Source organism: Levilactobacillus suantsaii, assembly GCF_014069315.1.
In the GTDB taxonomy this organism is placed as follows: domain Bacteria; phylum Bacillota; class Bacilli; order Lactobacillales; family Lactobacillaceae; genus Levilactobacillus; species Levilactobacillus suantsaii.
Genome location: NZ_CP059603.1, coordinates 2,056,451 through 2,079,203 on the forward strand (window position 1 = coordinate 2,056,451; position 22,753 = coordinate 2,079,203).

21 protein-coding genes, 1 other RNA gene and 2 CRISPR repeat arrays (1 of these 24 only partly in view) are annotated in these 22,753 nt (G+C 48.5%); of the genes, 4 read left to right on the top strand and 18 right to left on the bottom strand.

From position 1 onward, the window contains the following. Positions 1 to 15: 15 nt before the first annotated feature. From H3M12_RS09540 to H3M12_RS09575, 8 genes are all read right to left on the bottom strand, one after another. The gene (locus H3M12_RS09540) at positions 16 to 162 is read right to left on the bottom strand and encodes a hypothetical protein (protein WP_182150669.1); all 147 of its coding nucleotides are present in this window, start codon (positions 160 to 162) and stop codon (positions 16 to 18) included. Between the two features lie 205 nt (positions 163 to 367). Beyond that, positions 368 to 790: an HIT family protein gene (locus H3M12_RS09545; RefSeq protein ID WP_129032516.1), complete on the bottom strand. Its 423-nt coding sequence runs from the start codon at positions 788 to 790 to the stop codon at positions 368 to 370. Positions 791 to 793: 3 nt separating this feature from the next. After that, complete coding sequence (locus tag H3M12_RS09550) at positions 794 to 1,939, bottom strand: THUMP domain-containing class I SAM-dependent RNA methyltransferase (RefSeq protein WP_129032517.1); 1,146 nt, start codon at positions 1,937 to 1,939, stop codon at positions 794 to 796. 205 nt (positions 1,940 to 2,144) lie between these two features. Then, a complete protein-coding gene (locus tag H3M12_RS09555; protein WP_182150670.1) occupies positions 2,145 to 2,438 on the bottom strand; it encodes a hypothetical protein in 294 nt (97 codons plus the stop codon). Between the two features lie 257 nt (positions 2,439 to 2,695). Beyond that, positions 2,696 to 2,917, bottom strand: a complete 222-nt coding sequence (locus tag H3M12_RS09560; protein ID WP_129032519.1) for a hypothetical protein — start codon at positions 2,915 to 2,917, stop codon at positions 2,696 to 2,698. A gap of 126 nt (positions 2,918 to 3,043) precedes the next feature. Then, positions 3,044 to 3,420, bottom strand: an RNA gene (gene rnpB / locus H3M12_RS09565) — RNase P RNA component class B. Positions 3,421 to 3,438: 18 nt separating this feature from the next. Continuing rightward, the gene (gene gpsB, locus H3M12_RS09570) at positions 3,439 to 3,792 is read right to left on the bottom strand and encodes a cell division regulator GpsB (RefSeq protein WP_129032520.1); all 354 of its coding nucleotides are present in this window, start codon (positions 3,790 to 3,792) and stop codon (positions 3,439 to 3,441) included. Between the two features lie 54 nt (positions 3,793 to 3,846). Beyond that, on the bottom strand, positions 3,847 to 4,416 hold the full coding sequence (locus tag H3M12_RS09575) for a DUF1273 domain-containing protein (RefSeq protein WP_129032521.1): 570 nt from the start codon (positions 4,414 to 4,416) through the stop codon (positions 3,847 to 3,849). A 190-nt stretch (positions 4,417 to 4,606) separates the two neighbouring features. Between H3M12_RS09575 and recU the strand changes: the two genes are divergently transcribed. Then, positions 4,607 to 5,212: a Holliday junction resolvase RecU gene (gene recU, locus H3M12_RS09580; protein ID WP_129032522.1), complete on the top strand. Its 606-nt coding sequence runs from the start codon at positions 4,607 to 4,609 to the stop codon at positions 5,210 to 5,212. Between the two features lie 45 nt (positions 5,213 to 5,257). Further along, on the top strand, positions 5,258 to 7,615 hold the full coding sequence (locus tag H3M12_RS09585) for a transglycosylase domain-containing protein (protein ID WP_182150671.1): 2,358 nt from the start codon (positions 5,258 to 5,260) through the stop codon (positions 7,613 to 7,615). Between the two features lie 88 nt (positions 7,616 to 7,703). On the opposite strand, the gene H3M12_RS09590 is transcribed toward H3M12_RS09585, so the two are convergent. The 4 genes from H3M12_RS09590 to H3M12_RS09605 all read right to left on the bottom strand — a co-directional run bounded on the left by H3M12_RS09590 (position 7,704) and on the right by H3M12_RS09605 (position 14,102). Beyond that, a complete protein-coding gene (locus H3M12_RS09590; protein WP_129032524.1) occupies positions 7,704 to 9,680 on the bottom strand; it encodes an elongation factor G in 1,977 nt (658 codons plus the stop codon). 232 nt (positions 9,681 to 9,912) lie between these two features. Next, the gene (locus H3M12_RS09595; RefSeq protein ID WP_129032525.1) at positions 9,913 to 10,755 is read right to left on the bottom strand and encodes a metallophosphoesterase family protein; all 843 of its coding nucleotides are present in this window, start codon (positions 10,753 to 10,755) and stop codon (positions 9,913 to 9,915) included. 3 nt (positions 10,756 to 10,758) lie between these two features. Further along, positions 10,759 to 12,408 carry an amino acid ABC transporter ATP-binding/permease protein gene (locus H3M12_RS09600; protein ID WP_129032526.1) on the bottom strand — a complete coding sequence of 550 codons (1,650 nt, stop codon included), beginning with the start codon at positions 12,406 to 12,408 and terminating at the stop codon, positions 10,759 to 10,761. Further along, positions 12,405 to 14,102: an ATP-binding cassette domain-containing protein gene (locus H3M12_RS09605; protein WP_129032527.1), complete on the bottom strand. Its 1,698-nt coding sequence runs from the start codon at positions 14,100 to 14,102 to the stop codon at positions 12,405 to 12,407. The genes H3M12_RS09600 and H3M12_RS09605 overlap by 4 nt, the downstream gene beginning before the upstream one ends. Positions 14,103 to 14,349: 247 nt before the next feature. Here H3M12_RS09605 and H3M12_RS09610 point away from each other — a divergent pair, with 247 nt between their 5' ends. Beyond that, on the top strand, positions 14,350 to 14,682 hold the full coding sequence (locus H3M12_RS09610) for a hypothetical protein (protein ID WP_129032528.1): 333 nt from the start codon (positions 14,350 to 14,352) through the stop codon (positions 14,680 to 14,682). A 156-nt stretch (positions 14,683 to 14,838) separates the two neighbouring features. Beyond that, positions 14,839 to 15,138: direct repeats of the CRISPR family, unit length 36 nt; unit sequence GGTTTTGACCTTATAGATTTACCATGCATCTGAAGC. A 41-nt stretch (positions 15,139 to 15,179) separates the two neighbouring features. On the opposite strand, the gene csn2 is transcribed toward H3M12_RS09610, so the two are convergent. From csn2 to cas9 (H3M12_RS09630), 4 genes are all read right to left on the bottom strand, one after another. Further along, positions 15,180 to 15,845 carry a type II-A CRISPR-associated protein Csn2 gene (gene csn2 / locus H3M12_RS09615; RefSeq protein WP_129032529.1) on the bottom strand — a complete coding sequence of 222 codons (666 nt, stop codon included), beginning with the start codon at positions 15,843 to 15,845 and terminating at the stop codon, positions 15,180 to 15,182. Next, positions 15,842 to 16,147: a CRISPR-associated endonuclease Cas2 gene (cas2, locus tag H3M12_RS09620; protein ID WP_129032530.1), complete on the bottom strand. Its 306-nt coding sequence runs from the start codon at positions 16,145 to 16,147 to the stop codon at positions 15,842 to 15,844. Before cas2 ends, csn2 begins: the two co-directional genes overlap by 4 nt. Further along, complete coding sequence (gene cas1, locus H3M12_RS09625; RefSeq protein WP_325065011.1) at positions 16,125 to 17,012, bottom strand: type II CRISPR-associated endonuclease Cas1; 888 nt, start codon at positions 17,010 to 17,012, stop codon at positions 16,125 to 16,127. Before cas1 ends, cas2 begins: the two co-directional genes overlap by 23 nt. 223 nt (positions 17,013 to 17,235) lie before the next feature. After that, the gene (gene cas9 / locus H3M12_RS09630; protein WP_129032532.1) at positions 17,236 to 20,349 is read right to left on the bottom strand and encodes a type II CRISPR RNA-guided endonuclease Cas9; all 3,114 of its coding nucleotides are present in this window, start codon (positions 20,347 to 20,349) and stop codon (positions 17,236 to 17,238) included. Positions 20,350 to 20,442: 93 nt separating this feature from the next. Between cas9 (H3M12_RS09630) and H3M12_RS09635 the strand changes: the two genes are divergently transcribed. Then, entirely contained in the window at positions 20,443 to 21,363 is a 921-nt protein-coding gene (locus H3M12_RS09635; RefSeq protein WP_182150673.1) for an IS30-like element ISLsa1 family transposase, read from the top strand. On the opposite strand, the gene H3M12_RS09640 is transcribed toward H3M12_RS09635, so the two are convergent. Both H3M12_RS09640 and cas9 (H3M12_RS09645) read right to left on the bottom strand, forming a co-directional pair. Continuing rightward, the gene (locus H3M12_RS09640) at positions 21,360 to 21,674 is read right to left on the bottom strand and encodes a CRISPR-associated endonuclease Cas9 REC1/REC2 domain-containing protein (protein ID WP_129031587.1); all 315 of its coding nucleotides are present in this window, start codon (positions 21,672 to 21,674) and stop codon (positions 21,360 to 21,362) included. The two genes, H3M12_RS09635 and H3M12_RS09640, sit on opposite strands and share 4 nt — an antisense overlap. An 8-nt stretch (positions 21,675 to 21,682) precedes the next feature. After that, positions 21,683 to 22,345, bottom strand: a complete 663-nt coding sequence (gene cas9 / locus H3M12_RS09645; protein ID WP_182150674.1) for a type II CRISPR RNA-guided endonuclease Cas9 — start codon at positions 22,343 to 22,345, stop codon at positions 21,683 to 21,685. Between the two features lie 311 nt (positions 22,346 to 22,656). Continuing rightward, a CRISPR array of direct repeats spans positions 22,657 to 22,753; the repeat unit is 37 nt (it continues 271 nt past the right edge of the window).

Genomic DNA, 22,753 nt, shown 5'->3' on the forward strand with positions numbered 1-22,753 from the left:
CCCCATAGTTCAAAGTTAGTGTGTCGGTGCTGCGTGCGTCGTGGCGGACTGGTCCCAGTCCCGCGCGGGTGCCAGTTGGACCATTTGGAGCAACTGATCGACCATTGGATACGGTGCCAAATCATTGAGCATTAGCTGGTTATAACTGTAAATCGTCATCATCCGTTTGGATCTCCTTGGATTATAAGATTTTTTATTATTACGGGTCGCCATTTTTCTTTGGCGCCCCTAATTCAGTTTACCAGATTCTGCCGGAAGGTAAAGTCACCGACTCAATTTCGCGTCACCAATATCCCAACACAAATAACCCAAGACTCACGACCGGTCTGCACCAATCATGAATCTTGGGTTATTCTACTCACTTCACTTAACCAACGGCTAACCCTGGCCCCGAAACGAGACCGTTAGTTAACGTTGCCGCCGAACCGGATGGGGAATCAAATTGCGCATCCCCCCCACGCGGGTCCTTCACGTCACCCGTGTAGCGTGGAATCAGGTGGATATGAGCGTGCATCACACTCTGGCCACCCGCAGGATTGACGTTGACCCCGACGTTGTAACCGGCCGGATGGTACTGCTGGTCCAAAAATGCTTTCGCTCGAAACAAGAGGGCGTCCATCGCCTGCCGCGTCACTTGGGGCACATCGAAGTAGGTCGCGTAATGGTCTTTAGGGACGACCAACAGGTGGCCTAAGCGCACCGGATGCAGGTCCCAAAAGGCCTTCGCCAAGTCATTTTCCATAATAATATCGTTTTTTTGGCAAAACACACAGTCAGTTAGTTGAGCCATCGGCTACGCCTTCTTAGTACGGGGCCGCCGTTGAGCCCAGAACTGGAAGTAATCCGTCCGCAACGCCCCGTTGTAGAGCTTGCGTTTCTTAGTGGCCTTTTGGCCGTAGAAATGTTCGAACTCGAGGTCAGCCGTCAAGATGTACTTCGACCAGTCCGTGAGTGGCTTAAAGACTTGACCCATTTGCTTATAAAGTTCCCGGACGCCGGCTTGGTCACTCAACCGTTCCCCGTAAGGCGGGTTAGCGACGATGACTCCGTGGTGTAAGTCCGTCTGGAAATCCTGGACAGCCAATTGTTTGAACTCGATATCTTGGGCCAAACCAGCTTCCACGGCGTTCTTCTTGGCGATAGCTACCATATTTTCATCGATGTCGCTCCCAAAGATTTGCAGTGGTGTGGTGTAATCAGCCTGGTCATCGGCTTCTGCTCGCACTTGCTGGCTCAAGGCGTTGGGGATCCAATCCCATTTTTCACACAAGAAGTCCCGGTTATAACCCGGTGCCAAGTTCCGGCCAATCATTGCCGCTTCGATAGGAATGGTCCCGGACCCACATACAGGGTCCACGAACGGCATGTCGGGGTGCCAACTGGTCAGGGCAATCAAAGCCGCCGCCATGTTTTCCTTGATGGGCGCGCCCCCCTTACCGACCCGGTAACCGCGTTTGAATAGACTCGGTCCGGTGGTGTCCAGTGTGAGCATCACGTGATTTTTATTGATGATGACTTCTAGTGGGTACGTGGCCCCGGTTTCAGGCAAGCGCGTCCGCCGGTGATAGACCGCCGCCATCTTAGTGGCGACCGCCTTTTTCACGATGGCTTGTGCATCCGGTACACTGTGTAATTGCGATTTTTGCGAACGCCCTTCGACCGGAAAAGCGGCGTCCATGGGTAAGTAACGATCCCAAGCCACGGCCTTCGTCGCTTCGAACAACTCGTCAAAGGTGACCGCGTGAAATTCGGCCACGATGATCCGAATCCGGTCGGCCGTTCGTAGCCATAAATTAGTTTTTAAAATATCTTCGATGGTGCCATCAAACCGCACCCGGCCGTTTTCGACCTGGGTCTCGTAACCCAGGTCACGTAATTCGCGACCAGCCAAGGCTTCGACCCCGGCCGCCGTTGCGGCGTATAAATGAAATTTTTCCATAATGTCCTCCTGTTGGGACCTTCCTCATTGGTTGGACGTTCTACCATCCAACCAGGCCTTAACTGTTGGCCATTTAGAGGAGGCTCATGAACATGGTATCATTGAACGCCGCCCCTGACTACTGTTCTTAGGGATTTTGCCGGGGAACGACAGCAAAAAAGAGCGGACCACCTGGCCCACCCTGCTAATTAAGCGTCGTTATGACTTAAGAATAAACGTGTTCGTGGTCGCTGGGGGCCACCCGAAAGGCCGCTAAGTCCACGGTCACCAGGTGTAAAATCGCTTGGTGCGGGAGATTTAATTGCGTCGTTGGTGTGGGCGTCGGTAACGTCTCCAACCGTGCGAGTGTCTTGCCTAAAATATCATGCGCCATAATCAGTGCTTGCGGGGCACTCGTGCCTCGAATCCAGGTGTCATCGTTAATATCGGGAATCTCGACGTTGTATTCCCCGTTATCCGGGTGCAGAATAACAGGATACGTGACCAGTTGTGCTTGCATCATTTTAGCCTCCTTGGACTAAGTTAATCATCTGAGCACACAAAGCGATCCACCCAGTCTCACGTTTGCGGGTGGGTCACCCTTGTTCTAAAACCAGTGACGGTCGCCGCATCAAACCGATCGTTACATCCCCTAGCGGCCACACGTTAAGCTTATTCTACCACAAGTAAACGTTTTCACAAATAGCCAGGATCGGTTAGGATCGAACCAGTCCAAATAGCCAAGCTTCCCGGTCGCTTGGCTAATTCTGAATCAGGTTATGGTTTTATCTGTCGCGGTATGTTGGCTTGAACAACGGTCATCCGGTCCCAATAAGCCGCCAACCGTTCGGCTTGTGCCAAGGTCAATTGCCCCACCGGTAAGTTGTGCCATAATAAATTGTTGATCAAGGCCACCGGTATTTGGGTCGCAGCTGCCAATTGATACGGATCTTGGCCCGCCACAGCTAAGACCCGGGTTACCTTTTCACGAGTTTTCATTTCTCCCCACACTCCTTATGTTCCTATAAGGTAGCATAGGTTACCCACTAAGGTATAGCCCAATTCAAAAAAAGGGTAAAAAAAAAGGATGGAAGCAAGCTTCCATCCACCTGATAACGTGCAAATCCCTGTAAGCCATGTTTTGTACTCTACGCTAACTCAGGCAGCTGACGCACAGCGGTAATCATCTATCTCAAGCATCTCTGCTTGCCCCACGCATCGTTCAATTCCTGACGTGAAGCTCCCCTACCAAAGTTTGGGTTTCCCGCTCGAGGGGTTTACCGCGTTCCACCGCCTAGGTTTCCCTAGACGTATCGTCACTGTGGCACTTTTCAGGGGTACTCAGACATAGCCGAAGCCTTAGTCGTTTTCCCCCGCCGTAACGTGATTGCTCACGTCCGCCGGCTTATTTTTTCACCGACCACGAACACTACAGGCATCGCAGCCTGTGCGAGAATGGACTTTCCTCAGCCGACTTAAGCCGGCCGCAATTACCCAGGATTTACACAGTTATTATAATTTTACAAACGATGTGACTCGTTTGGATCATTATCAAGTTGTGAGCCGAAAACGTGCCGCTCCAAGTTGGACAACCGCTTCAAAATATCCATGTTGGAGACGTTCGAAGAGGCCGAACTGGCCGTTGTGGCTTGCGGTTGACTGCCGCCGACTTGGACCTGCTTGGTCAGCTCATCGACTTTTGACAATAACCGCTCGTTTTCTTCTTGTAGCCGTTGATTCTCTTTGACAAAGGTATCGTAATCCTTGATGACGTTGTCTAAGAAGCTATCCACGTCATCAGGGTCGTAACCCCGCATCTTCTGCCGAAATTGCTTTTGTAAAATTTCTTTGGGAGTAAAATTAACGTTTTCCATTGATCACTACACCTCGTTGTCTTATCGAACCGGCACTATTTATAATACCAGTTTTCATTCATTTTGGGAACTGTTATTTAAATTTTCTTGATATTCGTTGGCACTTTCCTGTAACCAGTCCATATCAATCAGGGTCAACGGGTACGGATGCTGCTCCTGATACCGTACGACGGCCCGATAATCGTACTGGGGTTTCCCCGTAACCTCTAAATCATAAACCAAGACCGCCTCGTCCGTATGGGTCAGCATAAATTCTTGATAGTTTCTTAATTGTTGGGGGCCGTGATAGGGTTGGCTACTAACGGCCCGGTGAAAATCCACCCGACTGCTTAGTTGTGCGTACGTCGCCTGGTTCGTTTCGTTCCACTGACTCCCAAACTCTGCAAACGGCGTCATCATCGCCACGTGTAACTCGGGATACGTGGGTTTTAAGGCTAAGGCCACCTCAACGGCCCACTGCTCAACGCCTAATTGACCACCGGTGATCAGCCAATCGACGCCGTTTTCAATTTTTTCGATCAATAGCTTCTTCAGGGTCGCCTTAATCACCACCAGCTTAGGATCCTGGGTGCCAAACACCCCAAATTCATAGCTGCGGTACCCCGTTAGCCATAAACGACTCACCACATCACCCGCTTCAATCAATCTGGCTTCTCTACCTATTAGTGTAGCGAAAATCTCCGGACGGGGCAATCATTAAGGTGTAAATTTTCAGAAAAGCCGGGGTCGAGGTCAGTTTGGGAGTTTTTATTTTACGGTCAGCTTGGTATAATATCAATAACTGGGCCAGCAACACAAAGGAGTGTGAGGCATCATGACCATCCGGTATCCCAATGGGCATGCCTACCGAGCGCCAGCCACTAACCACCCGTCCCACTTTTCCGACCAGTATACCAACTACGGTAAACGGGGCATGTCGCTAGAAGAAGCGCTCAATGAAAGTAATGTTTATTACGAAACCCACGGCTTAGCGGTCGTTCATAAAAAACCGACGCCCATTCGGATTGTCAAGGTCGACTACCCGAAGCGCAGCGCCGCGGTGATTAAAGAGGCCTACTTTAGCACCGCGTCGACGACCGACTATAACGGGGTCTATCAGGGCCACTATTTGGACTTTGATGCCAAGGAAACGCGCAACAAGACGTCGTTTCCCCTCAAAAATTTTCATCAGCACCAGATCGACCACTTTCGCGCCTGTACCGCTCAGGGGGGCATCTGTTTCGCCATTATTAAATTCGTCGCCCACCAGGAGATCTACCTGTACCGGGCCGAAGACCTCTTCACCTTCTGGGATGATCAGGTCAAAGGTGGCCGAAAATCAATCCCTTACGCCGAGATTGCGGCGCACGGGATCTTGATTCCCCCCAAAATCCAGCCTTTAATTCCTTACCTAAAGGCTGTAGATCAACTCCTCGCCTAGACCCACGCGTCGAGTAGCTACGTTTAACTTACAAAGGAGATTACCATGTCTAGTCACAATGAACCGCGAGAAACCCGGATGAGCCGAAACGCTGACCGCAAACCGGGGCCCAAGAAGCCCCGTCATGGTTGGCGCACCTTTCGGCGGATCCTATTTGTTTTCGTTGCCATCATCGTTTTAGGGCTCCTCGCCGGGGCGGGCTTGTTCTTCTACTACGCCCAAAGTGCTCCCAAAATTTCGCAAAGTGCCCTGTCTAGTGACGCTTCGACTCGGATCTACGACGCTAATGGCAAGGTCATTTCCCGCCTCGGCGCGCAGAACCGAACCTACGTCAAGTCTAAGAACATTCCGAAGATGCTGGAAAAAGCCGTCGTTTCAACTGAAGATCGGCGTTTCTACAAGAACAACGGGATCGACCCCGTGCGTATCATCGGCGCCGCGTTTGCCAACGTTACCGGCTCTTCACTGGGGATGCAAGGTGGTAGTACCTTAACGCAACAACTGGTCAAGCTGTCCGTCTTCTCGACGGCGGCTTCCGACCGAACGCTGAAGCGCAAGGCCCAAGAAGCCTGGTTGGCCCTGAAGGTCGATCATAATTACTCCAAGCAACAGATTCTCGAGTACTATATCAACAAGGTCTACATGGGCAACGGCGTCTACGGCATGCAGACGGCCGCACAATACTACTACGGTAAGAAGCTGTCCAAGCTCAACTTGGCCCAAATGGCCCAATTAGCGGGGATGCCACAACGACCAAGCCTTTACGATCCGATCCATTATCCGAAGTACGCCAAACAACGGCGCGACTTGGTCTTAGAAGCCATGGCCAAAAACAAGGTCATCACTTCGGCTCAAGCTAAAGCCGCCGAGGCTACCAGTGTCAAGACTGGTGTGGTCAAGAATCACAATACGACCAGCGCCACGAGCGCCCACACGACCAAGGTCGTCGACGCCTACCTTAAACAGGTCTATCAAGAATTGAAGAATAAGGGTTATAACACCACGAACGGGGGCCTCAAGGTCTACACCAATCTCGATATGGGCGCCCAAAAGAAGTTGTATAACATCGTCAACACCGACAACTATGTCGACTTCCCGTCCAGCAAGTTCCAAGTTGGCTCTACCATCGTCAACCCGAACAACGGGAAGGTCGTTGCCATGATTGGGGGCCGCAAGACTGGGAATGTCAGCTTCGGGTTGAACCGGGCCGTGCAGACCGACCGTTCTAGTGCTTCAACGGCTAAACCACTGATGGACTATGGGCCAGCCATCGAGTATCTTTATTACCCAACTTACGAATCCGTGAAGGATACCGCCTTTACCTACCCCGGCACGACAAAGAAACTTTACGACTGGGATAAGGAGTATCAAGGGACCATCACTATGCGTAAGGCCCTCTATGAATCCCGGAACATTCCGGCGGTCCGGACCCTACAAAACGTTGGGATCAAGAAGGCCACGACTTTCTTAAAGGGTCTGGGGATGACCTTCGATAAGACCCTGACCCTGCAAAACGGGATCGGGTTGTACATCTCCTCCGAACAAGAAGCCGCCGCTTACGCCGCCTTCGCTAACGGCGGGACCTACTACAAGCCTTACCTGGTCTCCAAAGTCGTTACCCAAGACGGCAAATCCCATAAGTACTCGTCTAACGGCAACAAAGCCATGTCGAGTGCCACGGCCTTCATGTTGACCGACATGATGAAAGACGTCATCACCAACGAGAATGGCTCAGGGCGTTCCGCGGCCATCTCTGGTTTGTATCAGGCCGGGAAGACCGGGACGGACTCCTACCCGGACGACTACGCCGATAAAGTGCCGGATGGCGCGACCATGGATTCCTGGTTTACCGGGTACACCAAGAACTACGCCATCTCTGTCTGGACCGGATACGACAAACAGTTCCAGACCGGTCATTACGTCAGTGAAAGTCAAACTTCAATCGCCCAGAAGATCTACAAGTACGAGATGACCTACTTGGCCTCCAAGAGCACTAATTCCAATTGGACGGCGCCAAGCACCGTCACGGCGACCAAGAAGAATAATACGACGGAATACTACGTCACGGGTCACCCTGGCACGGTCTCCGACACCACGTCTGACACCACGTCAAGCAGTCAGTACGGCTCGACCAACACCAGCAGTTCGTCGGCTTACAGCAGTAACAGCCAAGTCACGACCAGCTCCAGTTCGACTGGAACTTCGACTACGGAATCCAGTTCTTCCAAAGAATCGTCGAGTACCGAACAACGCCCGTCCGGTGGTAGTGATGATGATGACGATACCAACAGTAGTAGCGCCACCACAACGTCCAGTAGCTCGTCGTCCGCAACGTCCACGACATCCTCAGCGGATGATCAAGGTACCACGACCACAACTAATAACGACGAGGCCGACGACTAGCATCGGCTAACTTAAAAGCATCCGGTTCACGTTTTCCCTGCTGGGGATAGTGAACCGGATGCTTTTTGTCGTGCGATTGTAATCTAAGTTAAGCCAACGCCGCAAGTTCTGCTGGCGTATAGGCGTACGGCACGTGCGCGGCGTCGGGAACCTGGTCCCATTTGACGGGGTACCCCGCTCCATGGGCGCAGAATACCGAATCCGGCGTGTTGGGCAGGTCGGCCACGGGGTCATAGGCCTGTTCGGTGATCACGTCGACGGCGTTGTGACACGGTCGGTAACCGTCAATCAAGCATTCTAGTTGGCCCTGCCCGTGGGTGTAGGCGCGTACTTCCTGGGAGTAGCCCTGTAGCTCACTCACTGGGGCCACACCAGTCAAGGTGACTAGGCCGGTCGCCGACGGGGTACTGTCCGGCGTTTCAAAGCTACCGTGTAACCGTTGGATATCGCTCATGGCCCGACCTAACTGATTCTGACCAACTTCTAAGCGGAACCGGTACCAGGGTTCGAGTAACTGGCAGTGCTGAGCGGTCTTAGCTATCATCAACCCCTGCCGGACTGCCCGCCAGGTAGCTTCACGGAAGTCGCCGCCGACCGAATGGACGATACTGGCTCGGCCGGTCACCAGAGTCAGTTTGACGTCGGTCAACGGGGCACCCACCAAAACACCCAGCTGGGTCTTAGCCTGGAGGTTAGTTAAAACTTGGTGCTGCCAATTTTTCCCTAGGACCTCCAGACTACAGTCGGCCGCAAACGACAGCCCGCTGCCTCGCGGCTGGGGCTGTATCAGCACGTGAACCTCGGCGTAGTGCCGAAGCGGTTCGAAATGCCCGACTCCTTCGACGGCCTGGGTGATGGTCTCGCGATAGAGGATACTACCGGCATCAAAGCCCACGGTCAAATGGAAGCGATCGACTAAAATCTGTTCGAGGATCTCCAGTTGGACATCCCCCATAATCTGGACCCGCAACTCTTGGAGTTGGCTAGACCAGGACACGTGTAACTGCGGGTCTTCGTCTTCCAGCTCACGCAGGGCGGTTAAACAAGCATGCAGGTCTTCAGCTTGTGGGTCTAACGTGTAGGTCAGTACCGGTTGCATCGCGGGTGTCGCCGCGTATGCCGCTTGACCTAAGCCCTGACCCGGAAAAGTTGCGACTAGTCCCGGAATCGCACAGACGTCACCAGCTTTAATCACCGGTTCCGCCGTGAACTTTTCGCCATTGTACACCCGCAGTTGGTTGGCCTTTTGTTCGCCGAGCACCAAGTCCTTGGGGCGTAACTCTCCGCCCGTGACCCGGACCCAGGTCAAGCGTTCGTGCTTGGCGGTGTGGGAAATCTTAAAGACCTGGGCCCCGAAGTCTTGCGGATAGGTCTGCGGCGTGGTCCAGTGAGCCAAACCAGCCAAAAAGGCGTCGACCCCAGCAACTTTTAAGGCCGATCCCACATAACATGGGAAGACCTTGCGTTCACGGATCATCTGTTGAACCGTGGTATCGGCCAACTTCCCGGTCTCGAGGTAAGCGGCTAACACGTCGTCATCTTGCATGGCCACGTCTTCTACGACCGCTGCGGGCAGTGTTGCCTCATCCCCGGTGGGGTTAAAGGCCAGGCATCCCGGCGAAAGTTCCGCTTGGAGCTGGTCGATGATTGGTTGAGCCGTGGTCCCGGCCACGTCCAATTTATTGATAAAAATAAAGGTCGGTACCTGATAGCGTTGTAGTAAGCGCCACAAGGTCCGCGTGTATCCCTGAATCCCGTCGGTGGCCGAAACCACCAAAATGGCATAATCCAGTACACTAAGGACTTGTTCGGTCTGGGCCGCAAAATCCACGTGTCCCGGAGTATCGAGCATCGTCAGATTGAGGTCATGATATTGCAAGCTGGCCTGGTGTGAAAAGATGGTAATCCCCCGCCGTTTTTCTAGGTCATCGGGGTCTAAAAACGCGTCCCCGTTATCGACACGGCCCAGTTGCGCGCGGGCCCCGGCCCGGTAGAGCAACGCCTCCGATAACGTGGTCTTCCCCGCATCGACGTGGGCCACAATACCCGTTACGATGTGTGTCATCATCTATTACTTCCTTATCGGTTAAATTTTAAATTCAGTAATGGACGCGGCCAAAATTTAACTCGGGCGCCCCGTTACGGTAAAGCTTTCGTTCCCATCTTAGCAGATACCCGCGGTAGCAACAATTTTATTTAGCAGAATCCCCTTCTCACGGGCACTCCGCTAAAAACCGAGCTCCAGAGCTTGGCCCAGAACTCGTCACCGTAAAATTTAATGCAGCTATCGATAACTTTTAAGGCGTCTTCGTCCGCCGCAAGATAGCGGCCAACCAGGGCGCGTAATGCAGACGTTCGGTCAACGCCGTCAAAGCCGCAGCGTCATGAGTGTTGACCATCCCGTGGCGTAATTGCTCAACGTACAACTCAAGGTACGGCCAGTGCCGCTGAGTTGCTAACGCCAGTTCCGCATCCACATCATAACTGACCCGGCGAAAATCGACGTCTGGTAGCGCCGGCCCGTGAGTGGTCACGATGGCGTATTGGGCCCGAAGATCCGCCGAAAAGCTGGGCCAATCGGGATAGGGCATCCCCACCGTGCCGGGGTTGATGACCAGCTGACCGGCCGAACTCCAGCGCAGTAATTGTTGGTGGGTGTGACCGTAGACCGCCACGTCTGCATCAGTACCCACCAATTGGTCGAAAGCGGTTTGTTCGCCCACCGGCCGCAACGTTTTACCATAGTTTTGGGTTGGCAGGTTATGGCTCAATTGAAATTGAAGTCCGTCGACTTGTCGCGTTTGAACCAGTGGCAAGTGATGAAGTCGCTTAATGTCAGCGGTTGTCAATTGGGCCCGCACGGCATCACCCAGAATCGCCAGGTAAATTTTGCGAGGTCGGTGAATCTGAATGGGGCCGTCGATGGCCTCAAGTAAGTTGTCTTCCCAGTTACCACGCACATACGCACTGAGAGGCAGACTGTCGAGCAATGCTAATAAGTCGTGGGCGCCCGGTCCCGGTAAGAACAAGTCGCCAATCAGCCAAAAGACCGTACAGCCGGCCTGTTTGGCATCGGCTACCACGGCCTTTAACGCCGTCACGTCGCCGTGGACGTCCGAAATCAACGCAATTTTAGTCATGCCCTACTTTCCCCCTTTTCCCTTCGTCTCAACCGGGTTACCCGCGTGCTGACGAGGGCGCAATTGACCGTGATTCAATTCTAGTACCCGGTCACACAGAGCCAGCGAACTTTCCCGGTGAGTCACCAGAATCACGGTGCCGGAATAGTGGTGCTGCACGGCGGTCAAAATCACGGCTTCGTTCACGACATCTAGGTTACTCGTGGGCTCGTCCAGAATCAAGAGCGAGCTGGGGTGTAATAAAGCCCGCGCCAACTCTAAGCGTTGAACCTCCCCGGCCGACAAAATGGGCCGATCACGTGAGACCTGGGTCGCTAATTGGTCGGGCAAGCGGCGAATCGCTGCCGTCAAATGGACCCAGTCGAGGACTTGCCACAGTTGCGCATCGGTGAAGGCGGTCACCCGTAAGGTCAGATTTTCCCGCAGGGTCCCGTCAAAGACTTGCGCCACCTGGGGGACGTCGTTGATCTGTTGACGGAGTTGGTCCAGCGAATAGGTCGTAATGGGACGATCATTGACCGCGATAGTCCCCTGGTCAGGTGTGTACCAGCGCATGATCAATTTAATGATGGTCGACTTCCCCGCCCCACTGGGGCCGACGATACCAACACGTTCTCCCGCCCGCAGGCGTAAGTCGGTATGCCTTAAAATCGGAGCCGTGGGCCGTTGCGGGTAGGCAAAAGCAACGTCAGTCAGCGCCACCGCTTGGATAGGCCCCAGTTTAGCCTGACCCGTTTCCACCACGCGTGGTGACTCATCCAAAAACGCGAAGACATGGCGGGCGGCCAACAAGCCGCCACTCAAAGTCCCTGGTAGGTTACCTAAATCAAGTAAGCGACTAAACGTCAAGGGAAAGATCACCGCAAGGATTAGTGGGAGTTGTTGTGTCACCACCACGGCGATGACGGCGGCTAAACTCACGATGACGACCAGTTGCATGCCGACCGCATTTTGCGTTTGTCGCAGGGATCGTTTACGGTTGACCCGCCAATAAGCCTGTGTGGTCTGATTGAGCGTTGCCGTTCGCGCGGAAATGGCGGCGTACTGTTGTAACGTTTGTCGTCCGGTGATGAGCGCGGTTAATTGCCGCTGCTCACTGGCATCGGCTTGGGCTTGTTGCTGGGCTAACGTCGCCAGGTGCCGGCGACTGGTCAGCGGAATGATGAGGCCAATCAGGGCGTAAGCCACTAAAGCAATGACCCCCAGAACTGGCGCGGCAAGCCAAAATCCTACCGTCAATCCGATTGCCAGCCCCACACCAATCAGGACCGGCGCTAAGGTGTGGGCGTAAAAGGTCTCAATCTGGGCGATGTCTTGGGCTAATAGTTTTAAAACGTCGCTTTGACGTTGGTCGTCTAGTTTGGCTGGTGCTAAGTACAGTAGTTTTTGATAGGTCAAATTTCGCAGGTAGTCCAAGATTTTAAACGCGGCTAAGTGCCCGAGATACTGTTCGCCAAACCGGCACAAGCCACCGGCTAAGGCCAGAATAATCAGCCAGAGCCACCAGTGTGCAACTGGTTGAAATAGAACCAGAAAGCCGCCCCATAGTAGGCCCAGTTGCAAGAGTGTGGCCGCGATTCCGGCGACAACACTGGCGCCTAGAATCCAGTTGAGGCGCCCCGCCGTTTGAAGTAGTCGTTTCAATAAGCTCATGCGCGCGTCACCTCCGCTAATAACCGTTGCTGCTCGGCCACTTGCTGGGCAAAGGCCGGGACCTGCGCTTGTAGGCTGGTGAACGTTCCACCAACCAGACGATGGTCGGCCACGACGTACAGTTGCGACAGGTCCTGCAAGTCAGCTAACCGGTGCGTAATCAACAAGACGATTTTAGTCCGGGCCAACCGGTGTAACGCCGCCATGATGTGGTTAGCATTGGTCGGGTCGATGTTTGAAGTAATCTCATCGAAGATATATACGTCCTGGTCCGCTAAGATGGCCCGGGCCACTGCGACCTGTTGGCGTTGACCTGGTGACAAACGGACTCCGTTCTTCCCGATTTGCGTGGCGTACCGGTCCGGTAACTGCCGGACGAATTGACACAACCCAAGGCGGTCGAGTCGGGCCGCCCAATCGCCTTGGGGCCGCCCTAACTGGAGGTTCTCCGCTAAGGTGCCGGCAAAAAGACTGGTCGTTGGCCCCAGATAATTGGCATGTTGTAACCAACTTTGAGCACTGATTGTAGCTAAATCGATGTGCCTATTTACGGTGATCTTACCATTGAGCAGGGCTAGCCGTTGCATCACGGTCGCCGCCAAGGTGCTTTTTCCACTACCACTGGGACCGGTAAGCCCCACTAAGGTCCCCGGCGTAAGCGTGACCTCACCAAACGTAAAGAGTTTTTGGTTGGGATACCCCACGGTGCCCGTGACTGTCAATTGGTTCACTAGCTTACTCAACGTGACCTGCCCCGTAGTTACAGTGGGAACTACCGGCGCATCGATCACTTGAAAGAGGTGTCGTAATTTCGGTAACGTCGCGATGAACACGTGGATAAAATACCCAAATTGGCGAAAATCGATCAACCAGACTGCCGTGAGCATCCCGATACCTAGTGCAGTACTGAGCGATAAACTTTGCGTTCGGACGGCGGTGACCTGCGCTAATAAGAAATACCCAATGGCCCCGTACAGACAGAAATCCATGATGGTCAGTGACTGGAGTTGGTACCGTAAAACGCCCATGGTTTTCTGACGAAAGTTTTCCGAATCGGCCGCAAAGTCTTGCGCGTAGCGGTGTTGGCGCTGGTACATGATCAGCATTCGCATTCCCAAGAAGTCATCTAAAAAGCGTTGCCCCATGTGATTAAAACTGGCGATGTAGGCTAAATTTTCTCGGTTGCCCAGGCTCTGTAAGGCCCCCATACTGGCCCCGAGTAATAGGATGCCACCCACGGGAATCAAAACGGTCCAGGCGTGGGCCCACAGCACGACGCCCAGTAAGACCAACCCCGTAAGACTCAGTTCTAAAATGGTGGGGATAATCGTGTCAAAGAAGATGGCGACCGCCCGTAACGTGCTTAAGTCCTGGTGGAGGCCTTGCATCACGTCATCGTGACTGCGAGCTGACTGGAGGTCGGCAGCTAAGAACTGTTTCTGCAGGTTCTGGCTGGCCGCGGCCGCCCAACCGTTACGGCTCAACCAGGGACTGACGACCAGATAGCTGAGGGTGATGAACAATTGGATGGCGATGAGGACAATTAAGCCTCCGTGAATGCGCCCCGTGACAGCCCATTGTGCGCCAGCCCAAACTAGCGTGACCACCAGTAAGCGCCCACCCCACTGACCGAGAAATTGTAAATACATTTTCCAGCGCTGTGCGGCGCCCAATTGCCATAACCGTTTGACCATCTGACTCCATTCCCTTCGTGTTACCGCTTTATTTAGTAAGATAATCCTATTTTGAACCTTTCTGTTAAAAGATTCAATTCGGGAAAATCTTTAGTTATCATACGATAATTGTGAAATAATTCACGGCATCACCTTATCGTTCACTGTGAGAAATGGTATACTAAAAGTAAGCAACCGGTAAGCTCCTAAACCGGGAAATTGTTGCTCGGCACTGAGCCTACTTGCCAATTCGAAAGGATGTCTGATCATGGTTCAAACTTTGACAACGACTGCTGTTTGGCTTAACTCTTCTTACGTGGAACATGCCACCGGGGAGACCGTTCACTTGGCCCCGCAATACTTAGAAGCGGCGCAATACCGTGCTTTGAAGCAACAATTGATGCAGCGGGGTTACACGTTGATTCCCCTACCCGGCGGCGGACTGCGGGCCCTGGCGCCAAAAAACGTCAGCCGTTCCGAAGTCACGACTTTGTTGACCCGGCCGGTGGATCCTAAGCAACCCTTCACCCCGGCACAACAATTCGCGTACGAACAGCATGACAACCTCGACGTGGCCAAATTGATTGGTACAGCGGATTGAGCTGGTCGGCAATCATTAGATTAACTGAAATAATATGGTCCTGATACTCTGGCGAATGCTGGGTATCAGGACCATATTTTATCGTATGAAATTTTTGAACAGATTAAATACCGGGATTAACAAAGACCCAATTTGTTAATCCCGGTATTAGTTATGATGATTGATTCTATAGATTTACCATGCATCTGAAGCTACACAATAGGTTCTCGGCACTATTTAAGCGGTTTTGACCTTATAGATTTACCATGCATCTGAAGCCATTGAGACTAACAAGATGGGGGCACGTAAGGTTTTGACCTTATAGATTTACCATGCATCTGAAGCAGTTGAATTGGTGGGAAAAATCGGCGTATGGGTTTTGACCTTATAGATTTACCATGCATCTGAAGCCTTTGCTGGGGCAAGATTTGCCGGAGTTCGGGTTTTGACCTTATAGATTTACCATGCATCTGAAGCTGAAGCCATCATATACTCATCAAAATATCATCTAAAGCAGACTACCAAAGGATAAAGTCGTGATCAATGAAGTGATAGCGGCATTCCTTAAAATAGTCTTTTTGTCGGTTTTCTGAGAATTCGATGTCAAGAACTGGCAAATATGTAGTTGCCACTACCTTCCGTAACATTTTTAGTCGCGGGACCTGTAGGTAATGGCTAATATTGGTCAAAACAACCATTTTCTGATCATTTAACTCCACAAGTGTCTTAATTAACGTTTCTAGTATACCATATGGTTCCCGATTCACGGACTCTTCTAGTTGCAGGCCACTTAACTTAACCAACTTTGCTAAAGCCGGCGTTTCCGGAACGTTTAACGGCACATCCAGTAAATAACTGTCACCCAAAATTTGGGTAATAATCCGTTGCCAATCGTCAGTTAACTGTACCACTTGTTTTTCCGATAAACTCTTCAAAAACAAATCTTGGAGTTTGCGCTGGAAAATTTTATTCAAATCAATTTCCAACACCGGATCACCATACCAATGGCTGGCCTGACTGTGCTTTAAGAGCTCAAAATCATCTGACGCCAGCCGAACTGTGTCCATATCATCCCGTAAGCCTATCACCAAATCATGATAAATTTTAGGCGCTGCGGTCGCTAACACGGTAATTTCTCCCGGTTGAACATCAAACGGCTGATACCCATAATAAGTCAATTTCATATAATCACCGTCCGGTCCGCTGAATTCAAGATATCTTCATTGGGTTTACCAGCCAAGAAGTGCATATCTTGATATTGTTTTTCCGTCATCATCAAAGTTTGCACCAAACCATCTGCGGGTACAATTCCTTTTAGGCGTTGCTCCACTGCTTCCGCTGCTTTTGAATTAGCACACACTCGAACATAGACTGAATACTGCATCATGAAGAAGCCTTCTTGAATTAACGTTTTCTGAAATTTACGATAGTTACGGCGATCTTGGCTGGTTTCTACTGGTAAATCAAACAGAACCATTAATCGCATGACTCGATACCTCACTTGGCAAATCCACCTCAATTCGAATTTTCTGACTAGTTTGGTCTAAATAATTAAGACATTGGTCAACATACTTAGGAATTGCATTTCGTAAAATCGTCTTTTGATCATTGAAAGTCAGTTCAACATCCAGCAACTCAACCAGTCCATACTTGATGTCCGGCGTGAAATCTCTCATTTTCTGTTGTGACACCCATTGGTCAATCACTGGTCGAAAGGGTTCCATTAAATCAGAGCCCAAATTATTAGCGTTATCCGTTCGCGAGTGATGAATCCCCCAACAGGTTAAGTATCCTCGAGTACTGATTGCCTGATCAATCGCCGCCAAAAGTAGCGCATATCCATAATTTAGTGCCGCGTTGATGGGATCCAAATCCGTTCGTGAAAAATCAGGACCAAAAACGAGAGGAAAATATTTTCTCGCAATAACTGCTTCACGGTTAGTGACATCATTCAATTCTAATTGTTTAAATTCTTGGTCTAGGTCCTTAGTATCCTGACCAATAAAACGAACAACTTGAATTTGATTTTGTATCTTACTGGCCACGATTCTGGTCCACAACTTCTGGATTCGCTGAGGATTCCAGGTCACTTGTTTTCCTACCGTTACCATCGATTGAGCCTTGGTGTAGTCACCGCTGGTCGTACAAATTGGCTGGCCATTCTGACCAGTAAAAATAATTTTAGCCTGTTTCTCGGCTAGCGCAATAATTGCTGGTGCTGTAATGACTGTCTGCAGAGTCTGAAACAATAGTACTCCCACGTCACGAACCGGTACATGTAAGCGGTCTGTGTCCGTTTGAATCACCAAGTTCCCAGTCATCAATGATACTTTTGCGTGTTGTGTCACCACAATCGTTCGCCACCCCATAATGATCACCCTTTCGACTTGCTGAAATATCCCAATCATGTTATATTGAAAGAGGTTAAATTGACCTATTTGACCTTATAGATTTACCATGCAGAGTTGAAGTCAAACAAGATGCTTTGGCATCAAGTTTTCTTTTTTGAGCTCGTTATCGAGCCATACATATTGAAACGGCTAGTCACGTTATAAAATGTGGCTAGCCGTTTTTTTACATATCATTTAAACGAACAAGTCGCCGAAATAATCCTGTTGGTGATTCATGAATAAGAATTGCTTGTTCTGTTAGCTTTAATCCTCCGGGAACCTGCAACTGACCAAAATACCTTGTGCAACCAATATTATTCAAATTAACGATAGTGGCATTGGCATGCAAACCTTGAAGAATTTGCATGAGTACCTCTCGTTTACCAAGAATCAAGTTCCCTTTTTCATCTTTTTTTGAATGCGTGGATAATTCTTTAAAGCTACCCTCAGCTGCTATCAATTGTTCTTTAAACTTGTTCATATCATATAGTGGGAAATATCGTTCGACTTGCTTACAAATTTCATAATAGGCTGCCATATAAGAACTATCTAAATCAGTATCCGTGGCTCCTTTATTTATCAAGTTTCGTTGCGTTTCTAGCGATAAAACTAATTGTTGCTGATTATGATAATAGGTGTCTGTTCCTAAGCCAAAACGATGGCGCTGGCCGTTAACCTGATCAATAATCGGTTGTTCCAAATACACATGTGGTGCCACAATTTCAAAAGTGCGTTGTTTACCTTTCTTGGTCGTAAACATTGGTGTAAACCATTGACGAAGTAGCGTTCTTTTCCCTAAATCGTCAAGTTTCTCTAGTTGGCCGCTTAAACGAGTAGGAACCCGCACAACTTGGTAGTAAGGGGCTTTTTTATCAAGTAGCCGTACAATAGCCAGATAGCTCGTTTTTTCTCCACTAAAACCACCATAAAGTTCTATCGGTTGATTCAATTTTCGGGGAATAAGCTTTTTATTCTTCGCTGTTTTAGCTGAATAAATTGTCTGATCAAACATTGCACCATGATTGTCATAAACTTCATGTGTCACCAATAGTCGTTTTAACCCCATAACCCACTCAACATACTCAATTTCATCTTGCTTGTTCCAAATTATCTGGTGCGTCTCTGGATTCTCTATTTCTCGATTTTTCTCAGAATCTCCACCAATAATCTGTTCAATAAAATTAAAATGACGTCGTAAATCGAATTTTGTTGTTTTATATTTTCCATAAACAAAGAAAGATTCCAATTTAGGATATCGTTGAAGAAGATAGGTTCCAATTCGGGCGGCTAAATAAGCATCGTGAGCATGATGATAATCGTTTAATTCCCTCAACTTCGGTAACTTCAACTTCTCCCGAAACTGATGGGACAATCCGGCTTTAATTGACACAAGTTTAGTGATTTCCGGATCATATTGTTGACTTAAAATGGCCGTAACCAGTTTGATGACTTGACGCGTTTCTACTAATTGACGGGCAACAAACCGTATTGCGTGACGGTCGATATCTTCAGGAGTTGTCAACAGATTTTCCAATTTACGTCGAGAAATTAACCCTACCTGGTGCAATCTACGCCAGAAGCCTTCCTGAGACTTTTTAAAGATAATCGGAACGTGAGGCCCTTTCTTTTCATTAACTGCATTTAAAGTTAAGACTCGATTATCAATCGAATCATCTTTGATTACATTTTGGGGAATAATATGATCAATGTGATAATTTGAAAAGATCTCGGAATCCGGATTCAATGCTTTGCCAGTGTAAATATCTCGTCCATTTTGTTGAAAATACAAGACCAATTTATCTGAAAAATGCTGAAGATTTTCATTCGCCGAAACTAATCGTTGACGAACTGCTTCGTCAACTAATTCATGAGCAGCACTAGTCCCATAAGCTTCTACTAATTGAGCTTGCCGTGAATTTGTCCGCTGTGGCCGCTGGTCAGCACCTCGTGCTGCTTCAATAAATAGCCAACTCGGTGCTACCCCATGCATGGCTTCTTGAATATCCGCCACAACCAATAGGACCTGTCGAATCGCCTTTTTATTTTGTGGTGAGGTATACAGCTCATTGATGTTTTGTTGCAAGTTTTGTTGATTTAAATCTTGCTGATTAATTGTTGCTATTGACCGCTGAAACTCTGGACGGCGAACAATCTGCATGAAATTATCAGTTGTCTGCCATAATAGGTCCATAATATTTCGCCCTTGCTTATCATGAATTCCTAATAAAAGCTTTTCTGAGAACTGTCCCCATTCACGATAGCGATGCTGATTCAATTGGCGAATCTGTGTAGGAGTTAGCCAAGTAACCTCTTGTAATTTCTCTTTAAAAATCTTGGCATCTTCAAATACAGTTGACCAATTGATTATTTTTTCAATATCTGCTTGTCGTTCTTGTTGTTCTAGCGCCTCTGGGATAATCTTTTGCAAATCATGGTACGTAGACAAGCGACTTAAAAACCGTTTTGGATCCGCCAAGCCCTTAATCTCTGGTTGCTTATCAACGTCCCCATTAGCTATCAAATTATTTTGCAGGTCTTTGATTGTAACGGTTGTTTTTTTAGCCGCTATGAAGAGCTGATGATAGATGCGTTGCTTCTTTTTCGGTGCTAGGAGTTCTCCGTTAACCCGAACATTATTCAGTTCATTAAGGACCTCATATCGTTGATATAAGAGACTATTCTTCGGAATGACGTCTTCGCCAATTAAATAAGTATCCGTTGTTTTCATACGCTGAATAAACGCATTAGCTGAAGCCTGCCGGTCGACTTGTTGATCAAAATTCCACGGCGTGATTGGCACGGTGGATTGAGGATTTTGCCGCGTCATCCAAGCAAATTTGGTTTCTTTCGTGGCATTCTTGGGGTCAGGTTGTACCAATGGACCAACGTAATAAGGCACACGAAAGCAAACTAACTCATCTAACTTATATGGTGCCATTTTCCGTCGTTTCGTTACCGGATTTGGTGTTTTTAGCCATGGGTAGTACCGGGATTGGTTTTCAATAATTTGATCTAGTTCTTGCTGTTGAACTTGATATGGAATTGCAATATTGGTCTTTGACCGCTGCTTTGGCAAAAATTCTTCTTGTTCAACAGCAATTTGAATTGATTGTCCTAATTTTGATAACGTTTCCTGCTTCTTCAAAACTGAACTAATCTTTTTGTAAAAATCCACCTGAGGCAATCCGTTGTCAATGTAATCATCATAAGCTTTTTTTAATGTCATTCGTTGACCATAATCTGTTAACTCAGCAATATACGTCTTATAATCTTTTAACTGTCTTTTATGGATTGGCAAATTCTATAATTAATCCGAACAGAAATTAAAAAGCCCCAAGCAATCACTTACAATGGTAGTAGCTAATTCCAACCAATATAGGGAGTGATTACTTTGGGTACATCTACTTTATCACGTTTTCAACGTGGCGCACTAGCACAACTGGTCAATGAGGGGAATAAATCTTACCAAGTAATGGCTGACGCCTTAGGCGTCGCCAAAGCTACGATTAGCTATGAGTTGGACCGGGTTAAACCTTATGATCCAGAATTAGCTCAGCAAGATGCAGATCGCAAAAGGCGGAATTGCGGTCGTCGTTCGATGCTGACGGCAGCATTAGCGACTTTAATTACCAATCACTTACGATTAACCTGGTCACCAGAAATCATTGCGGCCGCTTATAACTTGAGCACTGCGTCAATTTATAATTGGCTTAATCGTGGCTGGCTCCCCTTCAAATTGACTGATCTACCCAATCGGAATGTCCGCCAGCACCGAGTGAGCGAAAATCGTGGGAAATTTACAAGTGGGACTTCCATCGAACAACGGCCAACAACTGTTAATCAACGGTTAGCTTTTGGTCATTGGGAAGTAGATACGGTGCTTTCTAGTCGAAGTGAGTCACGATCATGTCTGGTTACATTCGTAGAACGTAAGACCCGACTTCTATGGGCCATCAAAGCCCCTAATAGAACGGCTAAGGCTCTAAACACCGCCTTTGGCAAGTTTATGGGGGCCTTCGGTCCCCAAGTAAAATCCATTACTGTTGATCATGGTAAAGAGTTTGCCAATTATCAGGCCTTAGAACAGGATTATCAGATCAAAGTTTATTTTTGCCATCCATATTCACCATGGGAGCGAGGTTCCAATGAATATTTTAATAGACGGTTACGCTGGTTCTTCCCGAAAAAGACCAATTTTAGCCAAGTAACGACTGATGAGATCCTAGCAGCACTTGAACTAATTAATCAACGACCATTAAAAATACATCATCAACAGACTGCCATTGAAAGATTCCGGGCTTGTTCGGATTAAACTTGTAATTTGCCGATTTCATAAGTCTTGACCATTTGCCCGGAAAACGTCTGTCCATCTGGAATAATGATTGTCAGTTGCAGTGCTGCATATAATTTTGCCAGTAAGTCTATAAACTGTACTTGTTCGTCTGACAACAATGCTGTCATATCTTCTTGGTGGTCTTCAAGACTGTCTAGACTAAACGTTAATGTTTTAATATCTGTAGCATCCTGGATACCCACAAGTAACCCTACTTGGGCTTTTAATCCTAAAATTGCCTTGGTGAAAGCCGTATAAAATTTTTTCCATTGAGAATCACCATTCGCCATCAATTGTTTTACACCGCTTTTTGACGGTCATTCCGCGACTGACTAGTATCAGTCAATAGAGTCACTAATTCATCCCAATTTAATGAAGGTAACTGGATTGGTTCATCTATAAAAAGAATTGCTAATTGAGCATTCAACGTTTCAAAATAAGTTTCTAGTTTTAACTCGCCAGGTTTAAAATCTTTGGCAGTCCCACTGGACAAAAAGTTCCCTCGATATTTCACGATATGATGAATTGCTAAGTAGATTTCACGTAAATCAAATTGCCTTTTATTGGTCATCAATGCTTGCCGCAAGTGGTAAATCGTTGGATATTGTTGATAAAAATCTTGATCCGAACGATTATCTAAAAGATGATATGGACTAGCAAAGTACTTGTCCTGCGGTGATAAACTGGATAGTTTCTGACGTGCAAAAAAATTTTTGTCAATTGCTGAAATTGGAGCATCAAATAGTTCGCGCAATAACCGTAGCCGCCATCTCCGACGACTCAATCGCCGTCGAGTTGTCCGAAAAGTTCGTCGTTCCTCAGCTGTTTGTCCTTCATGAAACAACCGGACACCTAATCCCGTTTGGCCTTTGACACGAATTAAATGACCAGATTCATCCACAACGGACCAAACAATGGAACTCGTTCCAATATCTAACCCGATTCCGTACTTTTTTCCCATTATAATTGCCCCTTTTACCCGATTTAAAATCTCCATATCAGCTACTGATTATAGTTTAGCGCGCCCCATTTCAATCTGTCTAGAACTATTTTATTTTAGCTGTTAAATTTGAACAATAATAATTACACTTGTATCTTAATTTCCGCAACTTTCTTAACTAGAAACTCCCTTTAAATTTTTAGATTATCAAAAAATGGCTTTAATAATCCGACCAAATGCCGACTACTAAAGCCATTTTTAACCATACTGAACATTTCTAAGTAAATTTACCATGCATCCAAAAATCATAACTACTGAATCATTCCACATCGGTGGTTTGATCTTACTGATTCACCATGCATCTGAAGCTCCGAGCTAAACATAAAGCCCATGTCTGTGGGTTTTGACCTTATAGATTTACCATGCATA